The organism is Serratia sp. JSRIV006 (assembly GCF_019968685.1).
In the GTDB taxonomy this organism is placed as follows: domain Bacteria; phylum Pseudomonadota; class Gammaproteobacteria; order Enterobacterales; family Enterobacteriaceae; genus Chania; species Chania fonticola_B.
Genome location: NZ_CP074137.1, coordinates 1,242,412 through 1,255,299 on the forward strand (window position 1 = coordinate 1,242,412; position 12,888 = coordinate 1,255,299).

11 protein-coding genes and 1 tRNA gene are annotated in these 12,888 nt (G+C 54.6%); 3 read left to right on the top strand and 9 right to left on the bottom strand.

Going from position 1 to position 12,888, the window contains the following annotated elements; genetic code table 11:
• Nucleotides 1-147 precede the first annotated feature (147 nt).
• Nucleotides 148-1,467 (top strand): hypothetical protein, encoded by a 1,320-nt coding sequence (locus KGP16_RS05605; RefSeq protein WP_179249110.1) that lies wholly within the window; start codon nt 148-150, stop codon nt 1,465-1,467.
• A gap of 42 nt (nt 1,468-1,509) precedes the next feature.
• Nucleotides 1,510-1,582: transfer RNA gene (locus tag KGP16_RS05610), tRNA-Glu, on the top strand.
• Between the two features lie 4 nt (nt 1,583-1,586).
• Here the strand turns inward: KGP16_RS05610 and fadK are convergent.
• The 5 genes from fadK to KGP16_RS05635 form a co-directional block, all read right to left on the bottom strand.
• Entirely contained in the window at nt 1,587-3,272 is a 1,686-nt protein-coding gene (gene fadK / locus KGP16_RS05615) for a medium-chain fatty-acid--CoA ligase (RefSeq protein WP_094983033.1), read from the bottom strand.
• Nucleotides 3,273-3,536: 264 nt separating this feature from the next.
• Complete coding sequence (locus KGP16_RS05620) at nt 3,537-3,830, bottom strand: ferredoxin family protein (protein ID WP_115158578.1); 294 nt, start codon at nt 3,828-3,830, stop codon at nt 3,537-3,539.
• Nucleotides 3,827-5,116, bottom strand: a complete 1,290-nt coding sequence (locus tag KGP16_RS05625; protein ID WP_059199954.1) for an FAD-dependent oxidoreductase — start codon at nt 5,114-5,116, stop codon at nt 3,827-3,829. Before KGP16_RS05625 ends, KGP16_RS05620 begins: the two co-directional genes overlap by 4 nt.
• A 59-nt stretch (nt 5,117-5,175) precedes the next feature.
• Entirely contained in the window at nt 5,176-6,126 is a 951-nt protein-coding gene (locus KGP16_RS05630; protein ID WP_223500938.1) for an electron transfer flavoprotein subunit alpha, read from the bottom strand.
• A gap of 22 nt (nt 6,127-6,148) precedes the next feature.
• On the bottom strand, nt 6,149-6,913 hold the full coding sequence (locus tag KGP16_RS05635) for an electron transfer flavoprotein (RefSeq protein ID WP_094983035.1): 765 nt from the start codon (nt 6,911-6,913) through the stop codon (nt 6,149-6,151).
• A 361-nt stretch (nt 6,914-7,274) separates the two neighbouring features.
• On the opposite strand from KGP16_RS05635, the gene KGP16_RS05640 reads away from it, so the two are divergent.
• Nucleotides 7,275-8,159 carry an AraC family transcriptional regulator gene (locus KGP16_RS05640; RefSeq protein ID WP_223500939.1) on the top strand — a complete coding sequence of 295 codons (885 nt, stop codon included), beginning with the start codon at nt 7,275-7,277 and terminating at the stop codon, nt 8,157-8,159.
• 70 nt (nt 8,160-8,229) lie between these two features.
• Here KGP16_RS05640 and KGP16_RS05645 read toward each other — a convergent pair whose 3' ends face one another.
• From KGP16_RS05645 to ydiB, 4 genes are all read right to left on the bottom strand, one after another.
• On the bottom strand, nt 8,230-9,381 hold the full coding sequence (locus tag KGP16_RS05645; RefSeq protein WP_021805562.1) for an acyl-CoA dehydrogenase: 1,152 nt from the start codon (nt 9,379-9,381) through the stop codon (nt 8,230-8,232).
• Nucleotides 9,382-9,394: 13 nt separating this feature from the next.
• Nucleotides 9,395-10,990 carry an acyl CoA:acetate/3-ketoacid CoA transferase gene (locus KGP16_RS05650; RefSeq protein ID WP_223500940.1) on the bottom strand — a complete coding sequence of 532 codons (1,596 nt, stop codon included), beginning with the start codon at nt 10,988-10,990 and terminating at the stop codon, nt 9,395-9,397.
• Between the two features lie 180 nt (nt 10,991-11,170).
• Nucleotides 11,171-11,923: a type I 3-dehydroquinate dehydratase gene (gene aroD, locus KGP16_RS05655; RefSeq protein ID WP_115158787.1), complete on the bottom strand. Its 753-nt coding sequence runs from the start codon at nt 11,921-11,923 to the stop codon at nt 11,171-11,173.
• A gap of 76 nt (nt 11,924-11,999) precedes the next feature.
• Nucleotides 12,000-12,866, bottom strand: coding sequence for a quinate/shikimate dehydrogenase (gene ydiB / locus KGP16_RS05660; RefSeq protein ID WP_223500941.1), 867 nt, complete (start codon nt 12,864-12,866; stop codon nt 12,000-12,002).
• Nucleotides 12,867-12,888: the final 22 nt, after the last annotated feature.

Here is a 12,888-nt window from a genome sequence, read left to right on the forward strand (position 1 = left end):
TGGTCGCAGGGGACATTTCACGACTAAACGGGTTGATCAATTGACCTCTATCAAAATAGTCAACAATATGTCATCTGGAAAATGCTCAGGCTGAAGCCAGCGTCACCTGACCTCACAAGATTTTAACTTTTTAACGGATTAAGCCTGATGGATAACCTTGCTCAGCTGTTCTCCTCCCTGCAAAAACGCTTACGGCCGGAAGACGTGGCTGAACTGATCCTCACGCAGTTGGGAGATTCCCTGACTCCAGTGGAAACGGCTCAGCTACGGCAGGCAGCGACTGGGTCACTGAAGTCCGGCCTGGTACAGATGACCTCGATGATGCAGGAATTTCGTCAACCGGTCGCTCCAGAGAAACAGGTGGCGAAGGCAGGAGAGTTATTTGCTGGTGCCCCGGTGTTGGACAGCGTTGATTGCAGCGATATTCAACAGGTTCGCCAACTGATTGAGCAACTGTCGGTGGAGATCCAGAAAGCTCCAGGCAGTAATAATTTTATCGTCGACCGTTTCAGCCGTGCGCAGCGGCGACAGGCGGGCATGGATATCTCCAAACGGCGCTATAACAAGCTGTTCCGTTTTCTGCAGCGCTTTGAGAGCAAGCTGGCGACCTACCAACTGGAAACGCAAAAATACCAGGCGACCCGGATGGCCAAATCGGGGCTGGCAATGATGATCCGCTATGAGGATTTTGCTTCCACGCCGGACGTTGCCTGCTTTATTGCCTGGCTTTCCGCCCGCATGAACCGCCGCAGCGTGTTTACCAACCAGGCTCAGGATCGTGCTTTTGACCAGATTGGCGAGATGCTGCTGGCGCGGGTACAACAGGCGCCGACATCGGCGGGCTGGTACGCCATTGCCCATATCATGCCGGATCGTGACATCGTAAAGCACCTCGACGATCGGCAAAAGCTGAGCTTGTTCACTCTCTATCTGGCACAGCTCAACGAGCTGGCCGGATTGCTGCAATTGATCTGGCAACGCAATACCTTCAATCGCCAGACCATGATAGTAAAGCGTGGCGATGACTCCTCTACCTGGAATGCCCTGGCTGGAGCCTGGAACAGCGCCAGGCAAGGTTGGCTTGCGCTGGCTGTCGTATTAGGCATGGAGGAGATGGTCGAACAGATGTGCCTAGGTAAAGTGCTACGCCTTATGGCTGGGGACGTCGCCGCCTGGCACTATCAGACTGGCGGTGGGTTGGAGCCGGATACTCAGGTATGGGCGCATCTGCCGTTGCCTTGGGAAGTGTTTTCTGGTGCCAGCAGTTGTACCAAAGCCGATGTGCAGCGGGTCTGCGCGCAGTTTGGCGTCGATCCTTATAACAAGGGGTGGATCGGCCCACGCCGCAATCGGCAGGCAGTGCCTTTTGTGCCAACGCCGGAGCTGGTTCATGGCGTGGTGGTGGATAAGCCGGAGATCGCCCTGATACTGCGCAAGGCGGGCTATTTTTCCGGTAAAGGCGGTTAGCCCGCTTGACCGGGCTGACGGCTCGTAGATAATAGCCCTAACTCTGGTATAGCTCAGTGGTAGAGCAGTCGGCTCTCCATCCGACTGGACACAGGTTCGAGCCCTGTTGCCAGAGCCTTTCATTTTGCTTGTTCCGTAACGCGAACATCGTCTCTTCTTCCCATGGCTGCCTGTTTAACCTCTTTGCCAAGACGCTGGATAATATCCTGACGTAGCAGGAATTTTTGTATCTTGCCTGAGGCGTTACGCGGCAGGTTGTCCACCACCACCAGGTGTTCAGGGTATTTGTATTTGGCGACCCGCTTGCGGCCAAAGAACGCGATGACCTCCTCCAGGGTGAGTGAGCCGTAAGCGGCCTTCAGCACCACGTAGGCGCAGGATCTTTCCCCTAATCGTTCATCCGGCATGGCGACAATCGCGGCATCATGGATACGTGGATGTTGCATCAGGATATCCTCCACTTCGCGGCTGCTGATATTTTCCCCGCCACGCACGATAATATCCTTCTTGCGGCCGGTAATTTTAATGTAGCCGTCGGCATCCATGCGGCACAGGTCACCGCTGTAGTACCAGCCATCCTCATCCAGCGATCGGGCAGTCAGCTCGGGCTCATCCAGATATCCCATAAATACGTTGGGGCCACGTGAGGCTTCTTCGCCTTCTTCACCGTTGGGGAGTGGGTTACGCTCTTTATCCACCACTTTGATTTCTATCCCAGGTGCGGCAAAACCGTCGGTGTTGATCACGCGGGAAAGGGGATCGTCCAGGTTGACCACCGCGTGTGGCGAACTTTCCGTCGAGCCGTAGACGCTGAGTAGTTTAATGCCCATTTGCAGGCAATCCTGGGCAATTTTTTTCGGGATGGTGGTGCCGCCGCACAGGAAGAAGCGTAACGATGAGATGTCGTGCGGCTGTTGTTGCAGGGTGCATAACAGGTCATAGACAAAAGGCGTTGCTCCGAGCACGCAAGTACAGCGCTCTTGTTGCAGCAAGGCAAGGCAATCGAGCGGATTAAAGATATCCAGCAGAACGCTGCGTGCGCCAATCAGAAAGGGGGCCGTCACGCCGTGCAAGAAACCGGTCGCATGCCCCAGCGGTGCGGGCATCAGGAAGGTATCCAGCCAGGTGAGATTAAGCCGCGCGCAGTAGGCACGCTCGCTGGCCAGAATATTATTGTGCGTCAGCATCACGCCTTTGGGTTTGCCTTCGGTACCGGAGGTGAACAGCACGGCGGCCAGCTCATCGCCATGCACGCTGACCGGTGTAATCAGTGGTGGAACATCCCGTAGCAACTGGCTAAGTGCGGGGACGGTTGTTGCGGGGGAAAGCTTATCAACGGCCACCACCTCAAGCAGGCCAGGTATTTGATCGCATAGCGGCAAGATGAGCTCAATTGGCCGGGTATTTCTGAACGAGGTTGGCGCGAACAGCACCTTGGCCTGGCATTTGTTCAGCACCCAGACCAGCTCTGCCTCTCGCCAGGAGGGAAGCAGGGGAACGGAAACCGCCCCCGTTTTCAGGCAGGCCAGGTAGATCACGGTAAACTCACACCAGCCGGGAAGCTGAAAGGCGATGCGGTCACCCGGTTGAATACCGCAGGAGATCAGCCATGCTGCCAAGCTACTTGCCGCGCGGTCGAGGGCGGCATAGGTATAGGAAGTTCCTCTATTGTCGATCACGGCAATTTTTTCCGGCATGGCCTGCTGGGTTTGATGCCAGTAATCGGCAAGCGAGGCATCGCCCCAAAAACCCTGTTGCCGGTATTTGGCCCGGCGCTCAAGATTGAGTTTTATCGTGACACTCATTGGTTTATCTCTATTCATTATTTCTGGGGGGGTGAACTGTTCTGGTCCGGTAAACATTGCCCCTCACCCTAACCCTCTCCCACAGGGAGAGGGGACCGATCGAGCGTGTTTGAAATTGTAGTGACTCACCTTTGATGAGTGAGGAGCGGTTTGCTGAGAGGGTCTCTTTACTGCCAAAAGTGCAAGGGCTATCAGCTCCCTCTCCCTACGGGAGAGGGTTGGGGTGAGGGGCTGGCACGCTCTTTCAGACAGACGCTAACAGGATCAGCCGTAGCGAAACTCGACGCCAAACGTCCCCAAAGGATATTCCCACTGCTCAAGAATGGTGTCGCCGCACAGCACGCGGCAGGTTCCGCATTCCAGACAACCGGCAGAATCGAAATGGATATTGCCTGTGCTGTCTTGCTTATACAGCCCGGCAGGGCAGGCCAGCATCAGCTTACGGAACTCCTCCATGTTGGGGTTATCCATCAGAATGATGTGTGGATGGCCTTCATTAACATGGAACTTGTTGATGCCCAGTTTGACGTCTACGTTGACCGGATTTTCGCTGCTCATAGCGCTGTCGCCCCCTTGATGCCGTCTTTCAATAAATTCATCAGCCCAATCTGTTTCACCCTTTTCATTAGAGCCTTGCGCACGGGCTGGGTAGGGCTGCCATCGATAGTGAACATATCCCCCATGATGTCCGCGACCATGCGCGGATACTGCGTAAACAGGCGCGGGTTTTCCATCAGCGCAGGGATTTTGCGGAAGTGGTGCACCTCATGCATCACGCAGTTTTGCTCCAGAGCGTGCTTATACTCTCCTAGGCTACTGGCGGAAAAGTTCTGCCGCTGCTTTGCCGCAATGGCCGTATTGGCAGCCGCCTGGGCTGATGCAATGGCCAGATCCATGCCGCGTATGGTAAAGCCCAGGTTCAGGCAGAATCCTGCCGCATCGCCGACGATCATTACGCCGCCGTCAGCCAGCGTGGGTATCATCGCCTTGCCACCTTCCGGAACCAGGTGAGCACCGTACTCCAGCAGCTTTCCACCCTGGATCAGCGGGCGAATGGATGGGTGCTGCTTAAAGTCCTCCAGCATCTGGGGCACGCTTTTCCCCGCGTGGCCAATCTCTCCCAGACCGCATACCAGCCCTAGAGAGAGGGAGTCCCGGTTGGTATAGAGAAATCCTCCCCCCATCAGGCCGTTGGACGGGGAACCGGCAAACAGCCAGGCGGCCCCGTCATTGCCAGAGAGGTTAAAGCGATCTTCGATCACCGAGGGGGATAAACCGATAAGCTCTTTGACGCCTACGGCATAGTGATGTGGCGAAGAAGGGGGCAACAGGTTAATCGAGCGGCCGAGCATGGAATTCACGCCGTCAGCCAGGATCACTATGTCAGCCTTCAGGATATCGTCGCCCGCCTGCACGCCGGTGACCTGATTACCTTCCCGTATCAGCGCGTCGACGCGGACGCCCGAGATAAACTGTGCTCCCGCCTGTTCGGCTTTTTCCATCAACCAGGGATCGAACCGGTTGCGCAGCACGGTATAAGACGCCTGGGCGGCAATATCCGGTTTCTCGCTGTGAAAATCGAGCGTGACGGCGCTTTCCTCCGTCATGAATGAGATCTTCTCGCGGGTGACCTTGCGCTCTACTGGCGCCTCCTGTGCGAACCCAGGCATGATGCGTTCCAAGCTATGGGCATACAGGCGGCCTCCGGTCATATTCTTACTGCCAGCGCTGTTGCCACGCTCGATGACCAGCACATCCAACCCGGCCTGCGCCATCACGTAGCTGGCTACGGCACCAGCGACGCCAGCACCGACCACGATGGCATCAAATTTATCGTCCGACATGCTTATGCTCCCTATCTCGCCGCGGGTGTGCGGCGAGATGCGTGCAGTGAATCAAAGGGTTAACGACCTAACTGGTCGATCAGGGCTGGGACCACTTTGTAAATGTCGCCCACCAGGCCGTAGTCGGCATAGTTGAAGATCGGGGCGTTTTTGTCCTTGTTCACCGCGACAATGATCTTGGCGCCGTTGCCGCCGACCATATGCTGGATCTGCCCGGAAATGCCCAACATCAGGTAGAGATCGGATTTCAACTGCACGCCAGATACCCCGATATAGCGCTCGCGTTCCATCCAGTTTTCGCCCTCGGCGATAGGGCGAGAGCAGCCAACTTCTGCTCCTAACAGGGCTGCCAACTCATGGACCATTTTCAGGTCGTCCTGTGCAGCCAGCCCACGTCCGACACCAACCACGCGTTTGGCCTTGCTGAGATCGACGCTGCTCAGCGCTTTGGCACGGCGCTCCTTGCAGAGGATTTCCTGGCGCGGGGTAACATAGCTGAGCTGAGTGACCAGGCAGTCATGAGCCGGGTCGGCGGCGGCAGACTCCATCACGCCGGGAGCCAGGGTGATGATGGCAGTGGTGGTATTGATTTTTTCCTTACCGAAGGCCAATCCGCCGTACATACGGTGTTCGGCGATGAAATCAGCCCCGTCGACGTGCACGGCGGTCACATCGTTCACTACCGCTGCGTTCAGTAACACACCCAGGCGGGCGGTGAGTGCTTTACCGCGTTTGGTGGCTGCCATCAGCACCAGGGCCGGAGTCTGTTCGCCGTTGACCTCTTTCAAGATGTCCGCCAGGGTTTCAGCATAATTTTCAATGCGCTGCAGTGCGGAGGTTTTCTCCAGCACGTAGATGCCGTCTGCACCCAGAGACTTGAGCCTGGCAACCTGTTCGCTGTCCTGCACGATGGCATAAACATGCTCGCCCCACTGGCGTGCGCCTGCCATCAGTTCGCCGTAGCGCTCAACGTTGTCGCTGAACACCCATACGTTTGTCAGTTTACTCATGATGATTTTCTCCAGTCGTGGGTTAGTTCAGCGCTTTTTTCAGATGGTCCGCCAGCTCGGCAATGGCTTCCGGCGAGTCGTTTTCCAGAATGATGCGTTGGCGCTGTTTCTGCGGCGGTACGGTGATCTCGACCAGCTCGGCCAAAGGCGGCGTCTGGCTCCAGGCAATGTCATTGGCTTGCCACTGATTGACCGGCTTTTTGCCGGCGCCGAGGATCGCCTTCATCGTCGGAATGCGGGGAACGTTAATATCTGAGGTCACGCAGATAACCGCTGGAAGTGGTAGTTCAAGCACCTCGACCTCTTCTTCGAGCGTGCGCTCAACCAGTACACGTTCACCGGCAAATTGGATCTGGCTGACGGCATTAACGGTAGGGAGCTGCAAGATTTCCCCAACCAACAGGCCCACCTGCTGGGCATATAAATCCCCGGAACCTTCACCAAACAGCATCAGATCAAAGCCGATTTTGTCTGCGGCGGCAGCCAGCGCGTGTGCGGTATCCATCGGCAGCGCATTTTCCAGTTGCGCATCCTGCACCAGATAAAGCTCATGAGGGCCGCGCGACAGCACGTCCTTACGCACCTTGGAGTTTTGCAGCAGCGAGCCGCCCACGCAGAGTGCGGTAATGTGATCGTTCTCTGTTGCCAGCTGGGTGGCGGCCTCGATCGCATTTAAATCGAACTGGCTGATTTTGGCTTCGGCGTGATCGAAATCGAGCGTACGTTGTGCGGTAACCACAATATCTTGCTCTTCGGGGACCAGCTTAAAGCAGGTTATTATTTTCATGGTATCTCCTGTGGGTCGCTCGCTGGCGGCAGAGAGCGTTCTATCAGCGGAAAGGACAAAAAGCATGACAATATATTGCGAGTGCGCAGGGGGATTTACGACTGGATAATCTGTTTTTGTTGCTAACAATCTTGCAAAAAAACGGCTAATAACGGATGGATTGTTGTGCGGGAAAATGGTTTGCCAATGAGTAAGGTAAGCCGGCGGCGCGATCGTGGTGATTTTATTTTCGTGCCATCTTGCACGTGGGGCAAACTATCTTGTTTTAGTCGTCTGGGCTCATATTGTATATTGTTTTCTGTCGCTCTATTTTAGCCACTGATCATTTTGCCAAAGCCAACGTTTTTGTGTGGAGGTTGCCATGTTTCAGCGCTGTTTCGATAATAAAAAAGAAGCCCTTTTTGCGCAGGGGATGACGCCAAAACTCTCGCGGTTCGTCATCAGTGACGATCCCAACTGGGAGTCTGGGCATCATGTGCATAATGATGAGAGCGAGCTGATTTACGTTAAGCAGGGGGTGGCCAGGCTGGTCATCGATTCCTCTTACTACGTGGCACACGCTGGTGATATCGTGGTTATTGAGCCTGGTCGGCTCCATGCGGTAGCATCAGACTGCACCTCTCCGGCTACCACCTATACCTGTGCCGTCCATGGCTTCAAGTTTCAGGGCTGGGAAGAGAATCAGATTTTACAGCCTCACTCCTGCCCGGTAGTTTCCGTTGGGCAAGGGGGGGAGGTGATAAAAGCGATCCTTAATGAACTCGGCGTGAGATTACCCCAGCAGAAAAACGAGTTAACCTCATCGATTTATGATGCTTATGGTTATGCCCTCACCGCACTGTTTTATGAAAACTTTAAAAACGCTTACCGTTCAGAGTTGGGGTACATTAAAAAAGATGTGCTGGTGAAGGATGTACTGGTTTATTTGAATAATAACTATCGTGAGAAGATCACGCTCGAACAGCTAGCTAAAAAATTCCGCGCCAGTGTCAGCTATATTTGCCATGAGTTTGCTCGTGAATATCATATATCACCGATTAATTACGTTATTCAACGCCGGATCACCGAGGCCAAGTTTACGCTGACCAATACCGATAATAGCCTCAATGAGATCGCCTGGCGGGTTGGGTACGAAAACGTCGACCATTTTGCCAAATTATTTATGCGTCATGTCGGTTGTTCCCCAAGTGAATATCGTAAGCAGTTCAATAATAACTTGGTGGAACAGGCATGTTTACCGGGTTGAATCTGCTGGTGGCTTATTGATAATGCGCCAGGAGGTTGGCTTATTGGCTACCTCCTGGCGTTTTAGTGCCTTATTTGCTCTGGTAGTCTTTGAGGATCTGGCGGCCAGCAATATAAATCATGATTTCATCGGTGCCACCGCCAATCCTTTCGCAGCGTACGTCACGCCAGAAGCGGGAAACCCGAGCCTCATCCGTATAGCCCAGCCCGCCCATGATCTGGATGGCGTCATCAATTACTTCCATCGCCGTACGGGCGCAGTGGAGCTTACACAGCGCGGCGCTGGTGCGCAGTGACTGCTTCTGATCCGCCTGCCAGGCCACTTTCATCACCATATTGCGCATGTTGTCGACCTTGATCGCCATCAGCGCCAGCTTTTCCTGGATCATCTGGTTATGGCCGATCGGCTTGCCGAAGGCGATACGCTGGTTGGCATAACGGGCGGCATCTTCAAACGCGCACTCGGCGAAACCAGCGCTGCGTGCGGCGTTGATCAGGCGCTCCATTTCAAAGTTGTACATCACATTGAGGAAGCCCATGCCTTCTTCACCCACCCTATCGCTCTCATCCACCTCAACGTTATCGAGGTAAACTTCGCAGGTGCTCAGCATATGCCAGCCGATCTTGTGCAGCGGATTGACCTTAATGCCCGGCTTGTTGGATTCCATCCACCACAGGGTGAAGGCCTTTTTCGGATCTTTGGGCTCGGGGTCGCGCGCCAGAACCAGCATATACGGGTATTCTTTGGCACCGGTGATAAAGGTTTTTTGCCCGTTCAGATACACCTTGCCGTTTTTACGGGTGTAGGTAGTGGTCGCGGCGCTATTGTCCGAACCTGCGCCCGGTTCGGTCAGGGCCAGCGCATAGGCCGGATCGCCAGTGGCCAGCGTGCTTTCTGCTGTCTTGCGTAGCTGTTCGGCTGAGCCAAAACGGCGCATGCTGTGAATACACTGGCCGTTGGTGATCAGGAACGCCGGTGCGCCACATTTGGAGACTTCCATCAGCGCCAGCATCTGGGTGACATAGTCCGCCGGAATGCCGCCGAACTCCTCCGGCACACCTAACAGGGAAATACCGCTATCGGCGAGCGCGCGCATAAACTCGGTAGGGTAGGTTGAGGTTTGATCGCAGGTGCGGAAATACTCTTCCGAAAAGTTATTGCCGATCAGTTCCCGAATACTGGCAAGCAGCAGTTCCTGCTCTTCAGTTAAAGAAAAGTCCATAGCCTTACTCCTTTTAATATACCGCTTCAGGTAAAGTGAAACCCATGACGCCGTCGATAAACAGTCTTTCGTCCATCAGTTTTAACTGCGGGGAAATAACCGGGGCGAAATCCATTTTTGCCAGAATGTCTTTTTCCAAATCGACGCCGGGGGCAATTTCAATCAGGTGCAGACCATCGGCTTTGAGCGTAAAGACGGCGCGTTCGGTGATGTAGCGCACGTCTAATCCCCGTTCGAGCGCGATTTTGCCGCTAAAGGTGATCTCTGGTAATTGCTTGATGAATTTGTTGACGCGCCCTTCCTGCACAATATTCAGCTTGCCGTCGGTGATGTCGGTTTTTAAACTGCCGGCGGTGAGGGTGCCGCAGAACACAATCTTTTTCGACGTCGCGCTGATATCGATAAAGCCACCGGTGCCCATGATTTTGCCGTTGAATTTATGCACGCCAACGTTGCCCTGTTGATCCACCTCGGCAAAGCTCAGGTAACAGACATCTAGCCCACCGCCGTGGTAGAAATCGAACTGGGAAGTCATATCCAGGACGGCACGGGTGTTGACGTTCGCGCCGAAGGCCACGCCCTGCGAGGTAATACCGCCAATGGGGCCGGTCTCGACCGTCAGCACGAAATCATCGGCACATCCCTCTTCGCGGGCGACTAGCCCAATGCCATCGGCAATGCCCACCCCAACGTTGCCCACCGCTCCTTTACGCATCTCAAAGAGTGCACGTCGCGCCACCAGTTTGCGCTGGTTAAGGGGCAGGGCGATTTGGGTGCTGTCATCGAGCACGAAATCGCCGGAAATAAAGCGGTTTACCGGGGCGCCGCCATACAGCTGCGTCTGCTGTGGATCGACCACTACGATATCAACCAGATAGCCAGGGATGCGCACCGATTTAGGGTGCAGCGTCGCCTTCTTGACCATTTTTTGCACCTGCATCATCACGATGCCGCCGTTGTTATGCACCGCCTGGGCAATCACCAGCGCGTCCAGATACATCACCTCATCTTCGAACGAGGCATAGCCTTCGCTGTCGCAGGTGGTGGCGCGAATAAAGGCGACGTTGGGCGCAATAGCCTTGTAGTAGAGATATTCCTGGTTATCGATCTCGACCAGCTTGATGAGATCTTCTTTGGTCACCTCATTGAGTTTGCCGCCTTGCTGGCGCGGGTCGACGAAGGTACCAATCCCGATCTCGCTTAAAATCCCCGGTTGGTGAGCCGCTGCGGCCCGTAGGGTTTGGGTCAACACGCCTTGGGGATAGTTGTAGGCCGCAATCTTGTTCTGCTCGGCCAGATCGGAGATGCGTGGGGATTGTCCCCAATGCCCGCACAGTGCCCATTTCACCAGCCCAACCTGTGCCAGTGGGCTGATACCGCGATCGGCGCGGTCGCCTAACCCTGTCGGGCTGATTAATGACAGGTCACGCGGGGTTTGCGAGGTTTGATATTTCTCTGCCAGCGCGGTAATTAAGGTGGTGGCCTCCAGAATACCGCCACCGGCCCCTAATACGCATAAGGTGGCTTCGTCAGGAATATAATTTACCGCCTCTTGTGCCGATAATACCGGGACTCTGCCATTGATTCTTTTCGGTTTTACCAGTTCCATAATTACTCCTGTTAATGACCGATGCATTTATTTTATTTTGCGGGGCAACCAAACTCGCACGCAGGCGCGCGGATGCCGCAATTAAGCTGCATGAAAAATTGATTGCTCTTTTTAGTGACTTGTTTTATTCGGTGGAAAGACGATTATTCCCGCCGACAGTAATATCAGTACGCCACTGAATTAATGCAGTATCGTTAATATGGTGCGTAAATCCGTGACGGAGATTTGCCCCGGCGCGGAGGCTTTCTTGACCGCGCCAAAGGTGGCCGCAGAGCCAAAGGTTTCGCCCGCTAACCGGGATACAATGCCGGTTTTGGCCATCGACATGGTGATTATCGGCCCGTTGGCATGCTTTTCGTGCATTTCCAGCGTCGCGGCCAGCAGCGTCAATACGTCACTTTTGTTTTGCGGCATCAGGGCGATTTTCGGAATATCGGCTCCCAATTCCTGCATTTTGCACAGGCGCTTGACGATTTCCTCCTGCGGCGGCGTTTTATGGAAATCATGATTCGACATGATGACCAAGACGTTCTTGGCGTGGGCATGGGCCACGGCCTCTTTGAGCAGTTCGTCGCCGGTAAACAGCTCCAGATCGATCATATCGACCAGGCCGCTGTCCACCGCCGCCAGATTGAGCGCGATATAGGCCTGTGGGGGCAACGCCTGCTCACCGCCTTCCTGCGCGCTGCGGAAGGTAAACAGCAGCGGCTTGTCGGCAATGATCTCTTTGATCTGACGCGCGGCGGCTAGCACGTTGCTGAGCGTGGCGACATCCGCAAAATGATCGACGCGCCACTCCAGAATATCGAAATCAGCGTGACGATAATCCTGCGCCTCAGCCACCACGGCAGGGATATCTTTGCCCATCAGCGAGACAATGATTTTTGGCGCGCCTTCGCCGAACACAATGTTTTTTACGGTTATGGTTTTCATTTTTACCTTTTGCATGCTGTTTTGCCGCAATCAATAAGGTGGTGATTTAAGCCCATCACCACGCGCTACGGGAATGCTACGCCTCGAATCCCATCACTTGCTTAACGTATTCCAGTGGGAAATCTTTGCCAGTCCACAGTTTGAACTGTTCGGCGCCTTGCCATAACAACATGCCGTAACCGTCCACCGTTTTGCAACCTGCCTGTTGGGCCATTTGCAGCAACTTGGTCATGTGCGGGTTATACACGCACTCCGTCACCAGCAGTTGCGGGCGCAGCAGGGCGATGTCGCTAACGATGCTCTCGTTTTCCAGCGGCTTCATCCCGACTTTGGTGCCGTTAGTCAGGATATCCGCGCTGGCGATAGCGCTGGCAAACGCTTGCTGGTCTGCCAGATCGGTCACGGTTACCTTGCAGTCGGTGTTGTCGTTGACCCGTTTGGCAAAGTCGAGCGCCTGTTCAAAGAACTCGTCCTTACGATTAAACAGCTTGATCTCTTTGATGCCTTCAACGGCGGCCTGTGCGCCGATAGCGGTAGAAGCGCCACCCGCACCGACCAGCACCATGGTTTTGCCCTTGATATCAAAACCGGTTTCCTTGATAGCCCGAATATGCCCGGTGCCGTCGGTGTTATAGCCGCGCAGGTAGCCGTCGTCGTTGACGATGGTGTTGATAGCACCAACCAGTTTGGCCGCTGGCGTTAATTCATCGACATACTGGCAGGCAAACTGTTTGTTAGGCATCGAAACGCCGGTGCCGCGCATTTTTAACGCCTTCAGCCCTTCAATCGCGCTGGCGAAGGTGGTGGTATCGACTTCGAAAGCCATGTAGGTAAAAGGTAACCCGACTTTTTCCAACGCTTTATTTTGCATCTCTGGCGATAAGCTGTGTCTAATCGGGTAGGCCATCAGCCCGATAAGCTCATATTTTGCGGTTACATCCATTCTAAACTCCTTGTCTAACCAT